This is a genomic window from Alishewanella maricola (genome assembly GCF_016343785.1).
In the GTDB taxonomy this organism is placed as follows: Bacteria; Pseudomonadota; Gammaproteobacteria; order Enterobacterales; family Alteromonadaceae; genus Alishewanella; species Alishewanella maricola.
Genome location: NZ_JAEINI020000011.1, coordinates 21,574 through 39,131, shown reverse-complemented (window position 1 = coordinate 39,131; position 17,558 = coordinate 21,574). Strand labels below are relative to the sequence as shown.

Annotated in this window: 15 protein-coding genes; 9 read left to right on the top strand and 6 right to left on the bottom strand. The window is 46.4% G+C overall.

The genetic code is table 11. The annotated features are described in order from the left end of the window. Positions 1–104 precede the first annotated feature (104 nt). From JAO78_RS13720 to JAO78_RS13710, 3 genes are all read left to right on the top strand, one after another. On the top strand, positions 105–1,361 hold the full coding sequence (locus JAO78_RS13720; RefSeq protein ID WP_226751935.1) for an ATP-binding protein: 1,257 nt from the start codon (positions 105–107) through the stop codon (positions 1,359–1,361). Then, positions 1,358–1,894: a response regulator transcription factor gene (locus JAO78_RS13715; RefSeq protein WP_226751934.1), complete on the top strand. Its 537-nt coding sequence runs from the start codon at positions 1,358–1,360 to the stop codon at positions 1,892–1,894. Before JAO78_RS13720 ends, JAO78_RS13715 begins: the two co-directional genes overlap by 4 nt. An 85-nt stretch (positions 1,895–1,979) precedes the next feature. Beyond that, positions 1,980–4,244 carry a TonB-dependent receptor plug domain-containing protein gene (locus tag JAO78_RS13710; RefSeq protein WP_226751933.1) on the top strand — a complete coding sequence of 755 codons (2,265 nt, stop codon included), beginning with the start codon at positions 1,980–1,982 and terminating at the stop codon, positions 4,242–4,244. Between the two features lie 90 nt (positions 4,245–4,334). Here JAO78_RS13710 and JAO78_RS13705 read toward each other — a convergent pair whose 3' ends face one another. From JAO78_RS13705 to JAO78_RS13685, 6 genes are all read right to left on the bottom strand, one after another. Next, on the bottom strand, positions 4,335–4,649 hold the full coding sequence (locus JAO78_RS13705) for a DUF3240 family protein (RefSeq protein WP_226751932.1): 315 nt from the start codon (positions 4,647–4,649) through the stop codon (positions 4,335–4,337). Further along, positions 4,636–7,707, bottom strand: coding sequence for an efflux RND transporter permease subunit (locus JAO78_RS13700; RefSeq protein ID WP_226751931.1), 3,072 nt, complete (start codon positions 7,705–7,707; stop codon positions 4,636–4,638). The genes JAO78_RS13705 and JAO78_RS13700 overlap by 14 nt, the downstream gene beginning before the upstream one ends. Further along, positions 7,704–8,741, bottom strand: a complete 1,038-nt coding sequence (locus JAO78_RS13695; protein WP_226751930.1) for an efflux RND transporter periplasmic adaptor subunit — start codon at positions 8,739–8,741, stop codon at positions 7,704–7,706. The genes JAO78_RS13700 and JAO78_RS13695 overlap by 4 nt, the downstream gene beginning before the upstream one ends. After that, positions 8,738–9,937 carry a TolC family protein gene (locus JAO78_RS13690; RefSeq protein ID WP_226751929.1) on the bottom strand — a complete coding sequence of 400 codons (1,200 nt, stop codon included), beginning with the start codon at positions 9,935–9,937 and terminating at the stop codon, positions 8,738–8,740. The genes JAO78_RS13695 and JAO78_RS13690 overlap by 4 nt, the downstream gene beginning before the upstream one ends. Before the next feature lie 87 nt (positions 9,938–10,024). Next, complete coding sequence (locus JAO78_RS16795) at positions 10,025–10,153, bottom strand: hypothetical protein (RefSeq protein WP_255654633.1); 129 nt, start codon at positions 10,151–10,153, stop codon at positions 10,025–10,027. 144 nt (positions 10,154–10,297) lie between these two features. Beyond that, the gene (locus JAO78_RS13685; protein WP_226751928.1) at positions 10,298–10,477 is read right to left on the bottom strand and encodes a hypothetical protein; all 180 of its coding nucleotides are present in this window, start codon (positions 10,475–10,477) and stop codon (positions 10,298–10,300) included. 290 nt (positions 10,478–10,767) lie between these two features. Between JAO78_RS13685 and JAO78_RS13680 the strand changes: the two genes are divergently transcribed. The 6 genes from JAO78_RS13680 to JAO78_RS13655 are packed head-to-tail and all read left to right on the top strand — an operon-like array spanning position 10,768 to position 17,519. Then, a complete protein-coding gene (locus JAO78_RS13680; RefSeq protein ID WP_226751927.1) occupies positions 10,768–11,409 on the top strand; it encodes a peroxiredoxin in 642 nt (213 codons plus the stop codon). A 50-nt stretch (positions 11,410–11,459) separates the two neighbouring features. Beyond that, a complete protein-coding gene (locus JAO78_RS13675; RefSeq protein ID WP_226751926.1) occupies positions 11,460–11,723 on the top strand; it encodes a DUF2798 domain-containing protein in 264 nt (87 codons plus the stop codon). A gap of 27 nt (positions 11,724–11,750) precedes the next feature. Beyond that, the gene (locus JAO78_RS13670; protein ID WP_226751925.1) at positions 11,751–13,148 is read left to right on the top strand and encodes a cytochrome ubiquinol oxidase subunit I; all 1,398 of its coding nucleotides are present in this window, start codon (positions 11,751–11,753) and stop codon (positions 13,146–13,148) included. Further along, entirely contained in the window at positions 13,148–14,149 is a 1,002-nt protein-coding gene (gene cydB, locus JAO78_RS13665; RefSeq protein WP_226751924.1) for a cytochrome d ubiquinol oxidase subunit II, read from the top strand. Before JAO78_RS13670 ends, cydB begins: the two co-directional genes overlap by 1 nt. After that, on the top strand, positions 14,150–15,856 hold the full coding sequence (gene cydD, locus JAO78_RS13660; RefSeq protein WP_226751923.1) for a thiol reductant ABC exporter subunit CydD: 1,707 nt from the start codon (positions 14,150–14,152) through the stop codon (positions 15,854–15,856). After that, the gene (locus JAO78_RS13655) at positions 15,843–17,519 is read left to right on the top strand and encodes an amino acid ABC transporter ATP-binding/permease protein (RefSeq protein ID WP_226751922.1); all 1,677 of its coding nucleotides are present in this window, start codon (positions 15,843–15,845) and stop codon (positions 17,517–17,519) included. The genes cydD and JAO78_RS13655 overlap by 14 nt, the downstream gene beginning before the upstream one ends. The last annotated feature ends 39 nt before the right edge of the window (positions 17,520–17,558 follow it).

The window sequence follows — 17,558 nt, the reverse complement described above, 5'->3', positions numbered from 1 at the left end:
CTTCAGCTCAAACACATAATTATGCTAGACTCATCTGCGTTTTTGCTTGTTAACGCCAAGAGCATTAGCGGTTACAGTTTTTCCCTTACTAGATGGAAAATAACATGTTTACGGCAACCACCTCTTTTTGGCAGCTGGTGAAATTCCGAGCTTTAATCTTCAGCATCTTAACGTTATTAGCGCTACTGGGCAGCATAATGGTCTATCCGGTCACAGCGTGGAATGTCATCGTGCTTGTGCTTTGTACTTTATTAGCCACTAACTTAGCACAGCTGCAATTGCCGAGGGCATGGCACGAAAGTCAATTACTTTTTGTTGTCTGCTGTGCGCTCGATTTATTGGCGATCTTTACGCTGTTAGCACTATCCGGTGGGGTCAGTAATGGCTTTGTTGCGCTATTATTACTACCTGTGGCAGTTGTGGCTGTTTTATTACCCGCTTGGCTAAGTTATGTGTTCGCTTTGGGTGCTATTATTGCCTACAGCTTATTACTGTGGATGGGTGACTTAACACAGATCCTGCAAGCGGCTGAAGGCATTGGCCATCATATGCTGCATACTAATGTAATGCAGCCCTTCTCACGCCATATGTGGCAAATGTGGTGCGCTTTTGTTATATCTGCAATCGTTATCAGTTGGTTTATTAGCCGGCAAACCGCACTGAACCGAAATACCTCAGAACAACTTAATCAATTACAGCAGCAGCAAGTTCGTCAAGAACACGCCTTAGCCATTGCCACATACGCCGCCAATGCCGCGCATGATTTAGCTTCGCCTATCCAAAACTTACTGTTATTAACCGACGAAGTTCAGCCGCTGATCGCGGCACACCCCGCAACTGCGGATATGCAACAACAACTAAGGCGTTGTCAGCAGATTATTAGCGAACTGCGCCAACATGCAGGAGAATGGCGCGATTTGAAACCCGCCCCACTATTACCTATCTTGCGACAAAGCTTAAAGTCTTGGATGGTCACTCGTCCAGACATTCACGTTACGATAACCGAAAACACGGACGATAGCCGTTGTCATATAAAAGAAGCAACTGCCGTTGCCGCAGCGCTGTTTCAAATATTAGACAATGCGGCCGATGCTGGTTTACAGCAGCAGAAACCTCAGCTTGAGCTGAAATTAACGCTGCAGCAAGGGCAGTTGTCGCTTTGTATTATTGATTTTGGCGAAGGTCTATCCGAACAGCGCCTAGCTGAGCTTGGTCACTTACCACAACACAGCGAACAAGGCCTTGGTTGGGGGCAATTTCTTGCTAATGTGTCTATCGAGCGCCTAGGTGGCCAGATTATAAGGCGAAACCGCTCCTCTGGTGGTATGGAAACACTATTGCACTTTAGAGGTCAGGCATGATTAAAAAACTGGTTATTGTTGATGATGATCCTGCACTCATCAACACACTCGCTAGGCGTTTAGCAAAACCAGGCTGGCAAATCCAAGCATTTTATCAGCCATTAACTGAGGCCGAATTAATTGCCGAACAAGCTGATATCTATTTGTTAGATTTGCGCTTTGGTCAGCAATCTGGTTTAAGTTTTATTGCACCATTACGAATGGCATTGAGTCACAGCCGTATTATTGTATTAACTGGATATGCCAGTATTAATACTGCCGTGCTAGCAGTGAAACAAGGCGCTGACGATTACCTGACCAAGCCCGTCGATTTTCAATTACTACAACAAACGCTTTTTGGTGACAACTTAGCTGTACCAGAACACCCCCCAACACCGTCGAACAGTGTGTTTTTGTCACCGGAACAATTAGAATGGGAGCATATTCAGCGTGTGCTAGCCAAACACGATGGCAATATTTCGCAAACAGCGAAAAGCTTGGGAATGCACAGGCGTACCTTACAGCGAAAACTGCTTAAACATCGTCCCACCTAAGCCGTTACTGCGACAATATGCCGCATTACTTTAAGCGCAGCAAAATACTACCATAGCTTAAAATTCTCAATGCTATTGGAGTTTTATGCACTCATCTCATTCTCAGCACCTTGCTCAACTCTCTAAACTGGCTGCGGCCATTAGCCTAGCCGTATTCGCTAACCCTGTTATGGCCACAGACAGTAACGAGCCAACTATTGAACATATTCAAGTTGAAGGGCAGCGCCAACCGGTGGGTATGGCACAACAATTATTGGCCAGTGAACTGCAAGCGCAGGTAGCCGCAACAAGTGATACGGCAGCTTTACTTAACGCTTTTGCTGGTGTTAGCGTAAATCAAACGGGCGCCGTTTCAAGCTTACCAATGATCCGCGGCTTGGCCGATGATCGCTTGCGCATTAAAGTGGATGGCATGGATTTAATTGCTGCTTGTCCTAATCATATGAACCCACCGCTATCCTACATGGCGCCATCTGATGTCGGTCAGCTTTCTGTGTTTGCCGGGGTTACGCCAGTCAGTGTCGGCGGAGATAGCATTGGCGGCACCATCATCAGTGAATCCAAAGCCGCTGAGTTTTCAGATCAAGCAGAAACGACGGCCGAACTAGGTGGCTTTTATCGCAGTAATAACCAAGCTCGTGGTAGCCATCTGAAAGTGAGCCACAGTAGCGCAGCACTGTATGCAAGTTATAGCGGTAATTGGAGCAAAGGCAACAATTACACGGCAGCGGCCAACTTTAAAACCCTTAATGCTACAGGTCGACCTGGCGAAACACTGCCGCTAGATGAAGTCGGCTCAAGTGCTTATGAAACCCAAAACCATCAGCTACGTTTTGCCTATAAAACCGCAGCCGATCTCATCGAGTTGCAATTAGGCTACCAAAATATGCCCATACAACTCTACCCAAATCAGCGGATGGATTTGCTCAATAACGAACAACAGCGAATTAACCTTAGCTGGCAACGCACAACTGCGTGGGGGCAATGGCAAAGCCGCATATATCAAGAAAAAGTTGAGCATGTGATGGATTTTGGCCCTGATCGGCAATTTTGGTATGGCTCTAATGCGATGGGCGGTCAGGCCTGTGCCCCGATCCGTTTTCATGGCGATCCTGCTGGCACCTGCGCTGCAGGTATGCCAATGCATTCTGACTCCACCAACCGGGGGCTAAGCTTAAATGTTGAAATGACCTTTTTGGCTCACTCAACAATACGTTTAGGCAGTGAGTTACAACAGTTTTCTTTAGATGATTACTGGCCTGCGTCAGGCGGTGGTATGGGCCCAGGTACGTTTTTAAATATCAATAATGGCCGTCGTGATCGCAGTGCGGTGTTTGCCGAGCACGAGTTAACTTTAACGCCGGATTGGTTACTGCTTTATGGCGTTCGAGTAGAGCGCGTGACACGCAATGCCGATGAAGTGCAAGGTTATGACACGTCAGCAAGCGCGATGGGCATGCAAGTTCCTAATGCGGCAGCCTTTAACCAAGCGGAACGCAAACAACGCGATACCAACTTAGACATTACCGCACTGACCCGCTATCAACTCACCGACAACATGCGTGTAGAGTTAGCCTTGGCACAAAAGATGCGCTCAGCCAACCTCTATGAAGCCTATCCATGGTCATTTTGGCCTATGGCTGCATCGATGAATAATTTGGTGGGTGATGGTAATGGTTATGTGGGTAATATGGCGCTAGCACCAGAAAAAGCGCATACCGTATCGGCAAGCTTAGCGTGGCAAAGTAAAGATAAACAACAGCAGGTAATCATCACGCCCTATTACACCGATGTGCAAGATTATATTGATGCGGTGGCAGCCAACAGCAGTTGGTTAGCGAGCCAGTTTAATGTGCTGCAATATCAAAACCAACGCGCCAAGCTGCGAGGAATCGATCTCAGTGCTGAAACCACATTAGCCAACAATAATAGTGGGCAATGGCAACTGAAAGCCCTGTTCAGTTACATAGATGCACGCAATACCGATACCAATGCGGGTTTACATAATGTGCAGCCACTGCATGGCAAGTTAACACTCAACCACACCTTAGCGGGCTGGGAAAACAGTTTAGAATGGCAGATAAGTAAAAATAAGAATCGAGTATCAACGATTCGTGGTGAGCCGACAACTGCGGGTTATGCCTTGCTCAATGCGCAATTTAGTCATAGCTGGCAGTCACTGCGGCTTGATGTGGGTGTAGAGAACCTACTGGATAAATTCTATTATCTACCCCAGGGTGGTGTGTATACCGGCCAAGGAATGACCATGTCGTTGAATGGCATCCCGTTTGGTATTGGCGTACCAGGAATGGGTCGCACCGTTTATGCTGGCTTTAACTACACTTTTTAACAGCAAGTGCAGTAGCAACTGCTATATTTTATCGTCGTCATTCACGCCCTGCTATTGCAGGGCGTGGTGTTTTTAATCATGGCTAATGACTCACAAGTGGCCGCTTTCCAACACCGGCATCACATAATAACGAAACCCATTATTACCCGTTTTAGCTGAGCGACATTGTCGCAATTGCACTATAACTTGCTCACGCAATAGTTTGTTCACTATCACTTCGACACGACATAACTGCCGATAACCAACAACCTGCTCCAAGCGGTCAAATTGACTATTATCGCGGCTATGGCCATCTAAGGTGACAATAGAAAAACCACTCAGATCGTCAATAGCCAATAAACTATCCACCACGGCATCGCGTTGCTCTAACGGAAAAAACACATATAGCATCTCAAGTTCTGTCATGACGGCCTCTTAAACGCGCATACATTAAAGGAAGTAAAAATAAGGTGGTCAGCGTTGAAGTAATTAAACCGCCAATCACCACTATCGCCAGCGGTCGCTGAATTTCAGCTCCTGGCCCCGTGGCTAACGCTAACGGGATCAATCCTAACATAGCCGTTGTTGCCGTCATCAAAATAGCCCGTAACCTATCGCCGGCGCCAGCTATAACCAACTCTTTAATGTCGTTATAGCGTTCTTCAATACTTTGAAAATGTGACAGCATCACCACACCATTAAGTACAGCCACCCCCAGTAGGGCAATAAAACCTACCGATGCCGGTACCGATAAATATTCACCGCTAATAAACAACGCCAACACGCCCCCCATCAGGGCAAAAGGGATATTGGCATACACCAGCCCCGCAATCGCTAAAGAGCGAAAGGTGGTGAATAAAATCAGCACGATCACCAGCAAAACCAACGGCACGATCATGAGTAAGTTATTGGTTGCTCGTGCCTGATTCTCAAACTCACCGCCATATTCTATGGTGTAACCACTGGGTAAACTAACCGCTTGGCCAACTTGCTGTTTTAACTCTTCAACAAAACTGACGATATCACGACCACTCACATTACTTGTGACCACCGCAAAACGACTGCCATTTTCACGCTCAATTAAACTCGGGCCGAACTGCGTTTCAATGGTAGCGACACTCGCTAACGCGACCACACTGCCATTTGGCAAACTTATCGGCAAAGTTGCTAACTGTTCAAGATAACTCACTTGATTAGGTTGCTGGCTACTACTAAACAATAAGGGCGTTTTAATCTTACCATTGGTAATTTCACCCACCTGCAAACCATCAACAAAGATCCGTAAACGTCGAGACAACTCTTCGGTAGTAAGCTGATAACGCGCCGCAACCTCAGGCCGTAGCCGAACATTCACAAATTCACCGCCATCAATAATGGTGGTTTGTACATCGACACTACCACTCATTTGCTCAGTCGTGTGAGCAATGCTTTGTGCTAAATGACTGAGAGTTGCCACATCGTCACCAAACACTTTGACCGCAACATCGCCAGAGGTCCCCGTGAGCATTTCTGAAACCCGCATCTGAATGGGCTGAGTAAAGTTGAAATTAATCCCCGGATACTCTTGTAAAATAGTGCGGATTTTCTCGGTGAGCGCTTCTTTAGACGACACCTGCCAAGTTGTAGCGGGGTGCAATTGCATGAACATGTCGGTTTCATTTAAACCCATCGGATCCATCCCGAGTTCATCTGAACCGATGCGAGCAACAATTTGTTTTATTTCAGCTACATCACGCAAAAGCCGCTGGCTAATTTGGCTATCGACCGCTAAAGATTCGCTTAAACTGACGTCAGGATGCTTTTCAAGCTGTACGATTAAATCGCCTTCATCCATAACGGGCATAAAGGTTTTACCGACAAAGCTCGCCGTCAAGCCCGTCCCCATTACTAGCAGTAGCGCCATAATCAACCAAGGCGCAGGACGTTGGATAACCTTGGTTAAGGCGTGTTGATAGCGCTGTAATAGCCATAGCAAAAACTTTGGCGCAGGTTTATCTGACACTTTAATGAGACTTACCGCCAGTACGGGAATAACACACAAAGCAATCACTAACGAAGCCAGCATCGCAAAGACAATAGTCATAGCAACAGGCGAAAACAATTTCCCCTCTAAACCTGTTAGCATTAACAAAGGGGCAAATACGATGATCACAATCGCCGTACCCGCAATAACCGGTTTGGCGACCGCTAAGGTTGCGCGATATACGCGATGTGCTAATGGCGCATGACGTAATTGCTGACCTTGGCTAACAATGTTTTCCACCACCACCACCGCCGCATCCACCAACATGCCGATAGCAATAACAATACCGCCTAAAGACATTAAATTTGCGGTTAACCCAAACTGATCCATGGCTAAAAAAGTGATCGCCACAGCCAAAGGGATCGCGACGGCAACCACTAAGGCCGCCCTAACATCTGCCAAAAAGATAAATAGCACCACAATGACCAGCAATACCGCGGCAAACAAAGCTTCAAGAATGGTACTCACCGCCGTTTCAATTAAGGTCGCACGGTCATAAAACACATTGAGCTCGCTGCCCTCTGGCAAGGTCACGCTAATTTGGTCCAATTTAGCTTTGACCGCGGCCACGACCTCACTGGTATTCGCCCCTTTCAAGGCGATAATCATCGCTTGTGCGGTTTCTTTGCCATTATGCGTAACACCACCAAAACGCGCTAAATGCCCTAAGCTCACTTCGCCTAATTGCGCGAGGGTAATCGGATTGCCATTAGCATCCGCAATGGTGAGTTGGCTTAAATCAAAAGCATCAGTTAGTTTGCCCTCGGTGCGAATCACTAAGGTATTGGTACCGCTATTAATTCGGCCAACACTGCCATTCATATGCTGCTGTTGTAGCCAGCTAATTAAATGCTCTAAGCTTATACCGGCTTGCTGTAAACGTACTAAATCTGGAGCAAATTCATAGGTTTGTACATAACCACCCATCGTTGCTACTTCAGCTACGCCAGGCACAGTGCGCAGCAGCGGTCGGATCTGCCAATCTAAAACATGCCGCCGCTCAGTTAACGATAAATTAGGATTGTTATAGCTGAACATAAAAATTTCGCTCAGCGGAGTACTCATTGGCGCCAGCCCACCTTCAGCGATATCTGGTAAGCTGCCCCAAACCCCAGCTAGACGTTCGCTCACTTGTTGCCGAGCCCAGTAAATATCAGTACCTTCAGTAAAATCAATCGTAATAGAGGTAATGCCGTATTTGGTGGTTGAGCGCAAGATGCTTTGATTAGGGATCCCTAGCAACTCAGTTTCTATCGGCTGGGTAATTTGTGCTTCAACTTCGGCTGTCGTCATACCGGGTGCACGAATGATTAACTTGACCTGTGTTGGCGAAATATCGGGAAAAGCGTCTATCGGCAAGCGCTGCCACGCTTGCACCGCAAGCGCAATCACAAGCACAGTAAGCGCCAGCACAAAGAGCTTTTGCGTTAAAATAAAACGTAATAATGCGGCCATACTCATTCGCCTCCTAAACCTAAGTAATGGCCATATACCGCACTTACTGATTGAATTAGTACCTGATCTGCCGGGGCTAACGCTTCACTCTGCACCCAAAAAGCGCCTGCGTCTTTGCCTAAAATTGACACTGGCACCAAACGCAAGCTGTTAACACTTTTTAACCAAAGATGCTGCTGACTATGATGGCGAACGATAGCGCTAGTGGGGACACGATATACCGCCTGCGCATAAACTGGCGTAACATTAAGTTGTTGCTGCCAATTAAGTTGGCAAGCCGATTCACTCGCCACGGGTGCCGTCCACCAGCGGCGCGAAAAGCCTTCGCTTACCGCTTCAAAGCGCTCAATTGCCAGCTGACAATTTTCAAAACGTATCGCACTGGGTTGAAAAGATTGCTCGACTAAGGTTCCTGTTAAGCGCAGCTGTGCCTGATCCAAGATGCTAAATAACACAGGCTCCGACGCATCAGCACTTAACACTAAACCGGCGATTGGCGCGGTGAGGATAATACTTGAATGATCAGCACTTACTTGGCTAATCCGTTCATAAAAATGATCTAAATGTTCAAACTCCAGCATTGCAGCCTGATAAGCCAAGCTAATTTCTTGCCATGCACTGGCTCCAATGGCTTTTTGTTTGAACAACTGTTGATTATCGTCATAACGCTTTTTAACTAACTGAAAATAACTTTTACGCGCATCATATTCCGTTAAAAAATGATGCACTTCGCTTCCCGCTAACTGCATTACCGGCTGGCCAGCCTCGACCACGCTGCCGGGCTGCGCTAACCATGTCATCTCAGCGCTTTCAATCATTCGACCAACCGGCCGAGCACTGCCAGTGTAAGCACTGGCTTGCGCCAACAAAGGCTGCCCCGCGAAATCGCTAGCAAGGCTCACCTCTGCATAACGCAAGTTTAATGCCCCTAACGCTGAAATGGTTACTTCTGCCGGTTCTGATTGGGCAACACTTTGCCCACTAAGTACCAATAACACACCGATGGCTGCCCTTTGACATCCTTTGAAAAATACATTCATAACATCACTCCGGCAGTTTGATTTAATTTGGCGATACTGGCTTGTACTTGAATTTCTAATAGCACAAGTTGCAACTCGGCTTGCAACAGTTGCTGCAGCCGCTGCTGTGCCACATCAGCGTTAATTTCTTGGCGCTCTAGTAATAACAACAAACTGGCTTTTGCTTGCCGGCGCAAGGCGTCGTCATTTTTTAAAAGGGCTAACTGCGCTTGTTGCGTCTTTAGCTCGGTTCGTGCGGCGCTGTGCTGCTGTTCAATTTCCCGCTGTGAATCACTGTAATCATTGAGCCATTGCTGATAGTCCAACTGAAAAGTACTATTCGCCAACTGGTTTGATTGCTCGCCAATTGTTAAAGGAATATCCAGCTGCAGACCTATCTGATTATCGTTTTGCTCAGCATTGTTAACACGTTTTACCCGTGTGGTTAATTGCCAAGCGCTATTGGCTGGAGAGTTTGCTTGTTGCTGTAATTGCAACTGTTGCTCTTGCAGTAACAGCAACTGTAAACGAGGATGCTGTACTAACTGAAAATCAGCCGTAGGCTCTTCTGCAGTCATATTAGGCAAGTTAGCCTGCCCTGTTAACTGCTGTAGCTGTTGCTGCGCAATCAGTAATCTGGCAGCGCTATCTAACTGTTCTAATGCCAGCTCTGTCGCACCTTGTTGATACAAGTATTGATGATAACTTTGCATTTCACTTGCTTGCCCTGGGCTACGCAATTTTTCGATAAAGTGCTGATAAATATCCAATTGCTCGGTTAAGAGCTGCTGTCTTTTGCGTTCTAATACGATTTGCCATACCGTATCGCGAACTAAGCCACTGGCAAACCAACGACGATATGCCAGTAAACTGGCTGTCAGGCGTTGTTGATTATCTAATACATCTTCGTCTAAGCGCACTCGGCTAGGACTTTTTAAGGGGAGATTAAGCGCTAACTCGATCTCATCACTGCCACCTTTACTTCTGCTGTTCAGCAACCCTGCAGATAGCACCGGCGCATCCGCCAGCCACGTTGAGATCCAAGGCGCAGGTTGATGCAGTGCTTGACGCTGTAACCTTTGTTCAGCAGCATCCGTTAATTGACTTAACGAAGACACCGGCTGCAACTCTGTTGACAGCATTTGCGCAATACCATGACATGGCAACATCACCAACAGCGCAACACAACAACCCAATAACGGTTTGACAATCTTCATGAGAGCACCTCTATGCATCCTTCCTTGTTAATTCATCATTTGAGCAAAGCGTGCATTTCAATTTCACTCCAAAGCCAGCTTCAGTCGTTAGCGCTGCTCGCGATACAACCAAGAAGGTAATAACACTTCAGCTAACGCTTGGTTTTTAGTTTTTGCCGTCACTTCGCTATCGCTTAGTGTCAGCCGCTTTTGTGCAAAATCATAATACCCGCTCACCGCCTGACCATCGGGCTTTAAAATGGTGATGTTCGGGCTGCCATCTGGCTGTTGCTATAACGGCGCAAAATACTGATCAAATTGCAATAAAGTCCTGCCTAGCGTAGAAGCATCACGACTAAAATCGCGCCCGAACAAAGGTGCTTATGCACTGACACCTTGCAGCAGAATCTGGCTTAGCTCACCGGTTGCTAAAACGCGCTGATACTGCCAGAACACCAAACCCAAACGATTTATGGACAATAACAACAAGCCGCCAATCAGTAATGCCAGCAAAGACAAATAAGGCCCACTAAAACGAATCAACCAACTTAATTTGGGCATATCGCCTCTTCTACTTAACAAAGCAAGCGAAATAATAAACGCGAAAACTTAATCAATTATTAAGATTGTCGCGAAACAACCAAAACTAAAATGTAAATATAAAAAGCAAAAAAAGTTAAAAATACAACTTTCAAGCTATATTTTTAGGTACAACCCAAGTTTTCTGTAACTAATCATTTTTTATGATTAATTCAATCAATTTTATTTATTTCTATTTGTTATAAGCATATACTATATTGATATAACATTAATGTCTAATGTAATGAAGATAAACTCACAAGGATCTTATTATGACTGAACAAACGGTTAGCTTCCCGCAACTCAACATGCCAGCTCCGGCCTTTAATGCCAAAACCACTCATGGCATGAAGACCTTAGAAGACTATAAAGGTAAATGGTTAGTATTATTTTCACACCCAGCAGATTTTACGCCAGTGTGTACTACTGAATTTATGGGTTTTGCTACACGCGCTGATCAATTTGCTGCATTAAATTGTGAGCTTTTAGGTCTATCGATTGATAGTGTGCATTCACATATTGCTTGGGCTCGGAGTATTGAAGAAAACTTTGGGGTAAAAATTACCTTTCCAATTATTGCGGACTTGTCGATGGATGTTGCCAAAGCTTACGGCATGATTCAGCCAGGTGCGAGTGATACTGCTGCGGTACGAGCCACATTTATTATTGATCCAAATGGCATTTTACGTGCCATGGTGTATTACCCAATGAGTAATGGTCGCAGCATTGATGAGTTTTTAAGAGTGTTACGGGCATTACAAACTAGCGATGAACACAAGGTCGCGACTCCTGAAAATTGGCAACCTGGTGATGATGTTATTGTGCCACCGCCAGCAACTATGGCAGAGGCTGATATACGTAAAGATCAAGGTTACCAGTACATCGACTGGTACTTCAGTAAAAAATCATTGTAATTAACCTTTGATGTCAGCCTCTGCTGACATCGCTTTTTTTTGAGAAAACCATGATCCAAATTAAGATTTCTCTAATTGAAAAAGTTTTAATGCCGCTTATTTTATCTATACTGATGACTTTCGTGATCTCGTTGGTCAGTACCCTTAAAGCACTAGGCTTTAACGATATAACGCTAGTAGGTTGGATGTCAGCATGGCTTTGGTCATGGTTAATCGCCTTTCCAACACTATTAATTGTGCTGCCCATCGTTAAAAAGTTCATCCAAATACTTATTATGAAACAACACGCAAACGCCAACCAAACGGCACGCTAACCGTTTTTGGTTGCACTGGAGCAATCTATGGAACTCGACCCGCTGTTACTCTCGCGCATACAATTTGCCTTTGTTGTATGTTTCCACGCGATCTTCCCAGTCTTTACTATTGGCCTTGCCAGTACTATTGCTGTGTTAGAAACCTTATCATACAAAACCGGTAACCCGATGTGGCAACGCTTATCCAAATTTTGGATCCAAGTGTTCGCGGTTGTCTTTGGCATGGGCGTGGTCTCCGGGATCGTCATGTCATTTCAGTTCGGTACCAACTGGAGCAACTTCGCCTACGCCACCGCCAATTTCCTCGGCCCCGTGCTCAGTTATGAAGTGGTCACCGCCTTTTTCCTCGAAGCGGCGTTTCTAGGCGTACTACTCTTTGGCCGCGATAAAGTCCCCCAAGGCGTGCATTTATTCGCCGCTATTATGGTTGCCACCGGCACCTTTATTTCTTCATTCTGGATTTTATCAGCCAACTCTCTTATGCAAACCCCAGACGGCCTCGTGCTACGTGATGGGATGTACCATGTTGTCTCTTGGAGTGATGCGCTCTTTACCGCCTCGTTTGCCTATCGCTTTATGCACATGGCCTTAGCCTCTTTTTTAACCGCCACGCTCGTCGTTGCCGGTGTCAGTGCTTGGTTCTTAATTCAAAAACGTGAAGTTGACGCCAACCGTAAAGCCTTGTCTATCTCATTGTGGGTACTCCTGTTACTCGCCCCTATTCAAGCTGTCGTCGGTGATTTCCACGGCTTGAATACCCTGAAGCATCAACCGATGAAAGTGGCCGCGATGGAGGGCAACTGGACCACCCGCGAAGGCGCACCCTTACTGTTGTTCGCCCTGCCAGACCAAGACGCCCAGGAGAATCGCTTTGAAATCGGTATTCCAAAGCTTGCCAGCTTTATCCTAACCCATGATTGGAATGGCACCTTACCCGGCTTAAACGAAGTCCCCGTAGCTGAACAACCGCCTGTCTTTATTGTGTTTTGGGCCTTCCGAGTTATGGTCGGCTTAGGTGTGCTGATGATTGGTGTCGGCGTATGGGGCTTTATATTGCGCTATAAAGGGCAATACCATCAATCACGCGCCTTTTTACAAACACTGCGCTTGATGAGTATTACACCCTTTTTAGCGGTGCTGGCTGGCTGGGTTGTTACCGAAACAGGCCGAGCCCCTTGGTTGATTTATGGCCAAATGACCCACGCGCAAGGTTTAACCCCCTCATTAACCGGCGGTATGGCCTTATTTACCTTAATTGGCTATATCGTGGTCTACAGCCTCGTGTTTAGTGCCGGGGTCTATTACTTATTAAAAGTGTTTAGAGGCGGTTTAGAAAAAGCCAATGCCCCACATGAAATGGATGAGATTGAACGGCCTAAACGCCCCTTCTCAGCCGCGCACGCCGGATTAGAAGGAGATAACTAATGGCACAACCCTTTGATTTAACTTTAATATGGGCCGGCATTATCGCCTTTGGTGTCATGATGTACGTGCTCATGGACGGCTTTGATTTAGGCCAAGGTATTTTATTTCCTTTCGCACCCAGCGAGCATCATCGTGATGTCATGATGAACTCCGTCGCGCCCGTGTGGGATGGTAACGAGACATGGCTCGTTTTAGGGGGCGCAGGCTTATTAGCCGCCTTCCCGCTGGTTTACTCAGTGTTTCTGCCCGCGTTATACATCGGCGTTTTTCTGCTCCTCGCCGGCCTGATTTTCCGGGGCGTCGCGTTCGAATTTCGCTTTAAAGCCAAAACCTCACGCTACCTATGGAATTGGGCCTTCGCCGGTGGCTCGATTGTCGCCTCCTTTGCCCAAGGCGCTGTAGTTGGAGCCTATATTCAAGGCTTCAAAACAGAAAACTTCCGTTATGTTGGCGGCGCGCTTGATTGGTTAACGCCCTTTACCGTCATTACTGGCATTGGCTTAGTCGCAGGTTATGCCCTACTTGGCGCCACTTGGTTAATTATGAAATCTGAAGGAGAAGTACAGCAGTGGGCCTATAAAATCGCCCCGCGCTTGTTATTAGCTGTCCTCGTGGTGTTTGCTATTATCAGCGTGTACACCCCTTTTGTTGACCCACGCGTCATGTCTCGCTGGTTTGATAGTATCTCGTTACTGTGGCTGTTACCCCTCTTAGCGCTATATTGTGCTTGGGTTGTTTTTCAAGCTCTGCGCAAGCAAAAAGAAGGCACCCCTTTTGTCGCGACCATGGGCTTATTTCTGTTTACCTATCTGGGTTTACTCGCCAGCAAATGGCCCTACATGGTGCCGCCAGATTACACCTTGTGGGATGCCGCATCAGCGTTTGAGTCACAGTTGTTCTTGTTAATTGGTTTCTTATTTGTTATCCCGCTAGTCTTAACCTACACCGCGTGGACTTACTGGGTCTTCCGCGGGAAAGTTAAACAAGGTGGATATCATTAAGTGACTAAGACGTTAGCTGACTCCTTAGCTGAAGAGTCAGGTGTTGAGGCTCGTAACCTTACCGCGAAGGGATCAGCACTGCTGATCGCTTTGCGAAAACAACAACAAACACGTTTGTGGTTAAGCGTGTTTGCTGGAGTTATCGCCACAGTCTTGCTAGTGATTATTTGGTTTTTAGCCGCGTGGCTCATTGATCAACTGATTATTCAAAATACCATCACAGCAGACCGCAAACTCGTTATCTCGATCTTGGGCATCACTTTATTATGGCTGCTGCGCAGCCAATTGCTTTTCTGGCAAGAGCGCTTAGCCCAAGACGCGAGTAGCCGTATTAAAAAAACATTACGCCAAAAAATGTTGTTGGCATGGCAAGTTGTTGGCATCTCGCAATTACAGCGCTCGCCCAGTGTTTATGCCAGTCATTTACTTGAAGATGTTGATGCCTTAGACGGCTATTACGCCCGCTACTGGCCACAGCAGCAATTATTATTGCTGTCACCTCTGTGCATCTTACTTGCTATTAGTTGGACTGATTGGTTAGTCGGCCTATTATTGTTGTTTAGCGCACCACTCATTCCGCTTTTTATGTCACTAATTGGCATGGGTGCAGAGCAAATCAACCAACGTCATTTACTTCAGCGCCAACGATTAGCGGGGCATTTTCTTGACCGCCTAAAAAAAATCGCGCTCATTGCACGTCTAGGCGCGGCCGCACAAGTACAAGATGAAGTAGCAGCACGCAGTCAAAGTTATCGCCGACTCATTATGCAAACCTTAAAAGTCGCTTTTTTGTCGTCAGCAGTATTAGAGTTTTTTAGCAGTGTTGCGATTGCTGCTGTGGCCATTTATATCGGTTTTGCTTTATTCGGAGCCATTGATTTTGGACCTGCACCGCAATTAACGCTGAGCACCGGGTTATTTATTTTGGCGCTGGCCCCAGAGTTCTTTCAACCGATCCGTCAATTCGCGCAGTCTTATCATGACAAAGCCAGCGCTTTAGCTGCGGCAACCGAAATCTCTGACATTATAACCATCACAACAGAAGTGCCAACACCAAGCGCAACAGCCATGGTCGGGGCCTTAGACGTTACAAACTTAACCATTAAAAACCCCTCTGGCCAATCACTAGCAACAAACTTGAACTTTTATGTCGAACCGCAGCAATGCTTATTGATTAGTGGTCCATCGGGTGTTGGTAAAACCACGTTATTAAAAACACTCGCGGGGTTAATCCCGGTTGCAGCAGGTAAAGTCCAATTTAACCAAGTTTCACCCTCACAGGTCTGTATTTATTACATGGCGCAGCGTCCTTGGGTAGTAAATGGCTCAATTAGACAGAATCTTCAACTTCTAAGCGGGCCCGTTAACGATGCCGCTTTACTTAACGCCCTTAACAACGTTGGGTTAGCCAAACTATGTCCAACCGTATCAGCACTTGATCAACTTATTTCAGAGAGAGGTGAGGGTTTATCGGGTGGGCAATTACAACGTATCGCTTTAGCCAGAGCCTTTCTTGTACCCTATGGCCTTATGCTGTTAGACGAACCAACCTCTAGCCTTGATCTGGAAAGCCGACGCTATGTTATTCAAGCTTTGCATACACTTAAACTCACTTGCACGCTTGTTATTGTAAGCCACGATAGCGAACTACAAGCACTCGCGGATCAGCATCTGGAGTTGCTAGAGGTAACAGATGCCATCTCATAAAAATCTGCAAGCGCTCCGTTTTTGGCTCGATATTTTTCTGCAACAAAATAAACATCGCTTAGTGTTGGGCGCCTTACTCGCTATAGCGACTGCGCTATCAGGTATCGCATTACTCGCTTTATCCGGCTGGTTTATCACGGCAACCGCGGTAGCCGGTGCGGCACTGCTGCTTGGAGGCATATTTATGTTAGATATTTATTTGCCAGGTGGCGGCATTCGCTTTTTCGCTCTCAGCCGTACCGTCAGCCGCTATTTTGAAAGGCTGTATAACCACGACACCGTATTACGGCAACTGGCTAAAAGTCGAGTAGTGTTATTTAAAGGCTTACAGCAATTACCCAGATCAATGAGTAAAAATTTTTCCGACACGGATTGGTTAAGCCGACTAACCGCAGAGTTAGACTCACTGGATAATCTTTATCTGCGCTTGCTATTGCCCCCCGTAATAAGCGTAATAGCCACGGTATTTTTTTTCGGAATATTAGCAATTTGGCTGCCCAGTTTTGCGCTATTTACGCTTGGCTTATTACTGTTATTTATGGCGATTGCACTTAGGTTGTTTGGCAACGCCAACGTAACCACAGGCCGCGAGCTTGCTCAACAGTTTACAGACACTCGCGCCGAAGTGGTTGCTCACATTGATGGTTTAGCGGAACTTTATGCAAGCAAAACTACCGCGTTTAATCAACAACCTTTACTCAAAAGCATTGAGCATATTTATCAATTGGAAAGTCGTCTCCAACTGATGCAAGCCCGTTTACAGCTTGGCGTTAATACGATGCAAGCTATCGTTTTTTCAGCATTATTACTCAGTGTACTGGTCGCTTTTGTTGCCGGAACACTAACTGGGCCACTTGCCGTGATGTTTTTACTTGGCTGGCTTGGTGTAGCTGAATTGCTGACGGGTTTACCACTGCAATTTAGCCACCTCGGTAAGACCGTTTATGCAGCCAAACGCCTAGCTGGCTTTGCGCAAACACCTGCGCCTCTGAGCCCCTTAACTAAACAAGTGTCTTGCATACAGTGTGAAATATTTAACCACCCGCAGATAACGAGTAGCAAGTTACACCCATTATCACTGCGTCTCACCAAACAACAGCCGTGGTTATTGCTCACTGGCGTCTCAGGATCAGGTAAGTCGACGGTTGCCGCAGCGTTGGCGGCAGAGCACACGTCACCACACATTACGCTTAGTATTAACCAAACTGACCTAACAGCTGCTGAAACACAGCCATATCGTCAGGCTGTTGCTTATTTAGAACAACAGAACGCCATTTTTGCCGACACATTGCGTTACAACCTGCAGCTTGGCTTAGCACCATTGACTGACGCTGATCTTTGGCAAGTATTACGCTTAGTTGAATTAGACGAGTGGGCAAGAACACTTAGCCAAGGTTTAGATACATGGCTGGGTGATGTAGGCCAGAATCTTTCGGGTGGTCAAGCAAGACGGCTGACCCTTGCCCGCTTAATACTGCACAATCCTATGCTGATTATTTTAGATGAGCCTTTTAACGGCTTAGATAGCACAATGGCTAAGCGGATTTGGCAAAATATTTTACCTTGGCTGCAAGGTCGATTCGTGCTGTTGCTGCTCCATCATAAACCAAGCGATTTTAAAGATATCGCGCAATTTGAGCACAAAATACTACACTCAAGCTAAGCACACAAAATACGATTAAATATTTTTTATTTAACAACG

Coding starts and splice junctions, on each gene's coding strand:
- JAO78_RS13720 (WP_226751935.1), top strand. CDS start 105: ATGTTTACGGCAACCACCTCTTTTTGGCAGCTGGTGAAATTCCGAGCT.
- JAO78_RS13715 (WP_226751934.1), top strand. CDS start 1,358: ATGATTAAAAAACTGGTTATTGTTGATGATGATCCTGCACTCATCAAC.
- JAO78_RS13710 (WP_226751933.1), top strand. CDS start 1,980: ATGCACTCATCTCATTCTCAGCACCTTGCTCAACTCTCTAAACTGGCT.
- JAO78_RS13705 (WP_226751932.1), bottom strand. CDS start 4,649: ATGACAGAACTTGAGATGCTATATGTGTTTTTTCCGTTAGAGCAACGC.
- JAO78_RS13700 (WP_226751931.1), bottom strand. CDS start 7,707: ATGAGTATGGCCGCATTATTACGTTTTATTTTAACGCAAAAGCTCTTT.
- JAO78_RS13695 (WP_226751930.1), bottom strand. CDS start 8,741: ATGAATGTATTTTTCAAAGGATGTCAAAGGGCAGCCATCGGTGTGTTA.
- JAO78_RS13690 (WP_226751929.1), bottom strand. CDS start 9,937: ATGAAGATTGTCAAACCGTTATTGGGTTGTTGTGTTGCGCTGTTGGTG.
- JAO78_RS13685 (WP_226751928.1), bottom strand. CDS start 10,477: ATGCCCAAATTAAGTTGGTTGATTCGTTTTAGTGGGCCTTATTTGTCT.
- JAO78_RS13680 (WP_226751927.1), top strand. CDS start 10,768: ATGACTGAACAAACGGTTAGCTTCCCGCAACTCAACATGCCAGCTCCG.
- JAO78_RS13675 (WP_226751926.1), top strand. CDS start 11,460: ATGATCCAAATTAAGATTTCTCTAATTGAAAAAGTTTTAATGCCGCTT.
- JAO78_RS13670 (WP_226751925.1), top strand. CDS start 11,751: ATGGAACTCGACCCGCTGTTACTCTCGCGCATACAATTTGCCTTTGTT.
- cydB (WP_226751924.1), top strand. CDS start 13,148: ATGGCACAACCCTTTGATTTAACTTTAATATGGGCCGGCATTATCGCC.
- JAO78_RS13655 (WP_226751922.1), top strand. CDS start 15,843: ATGCCATCTCATAAAAATCTGCAAGCGCTCCGTTTTTGGCTCGATATT.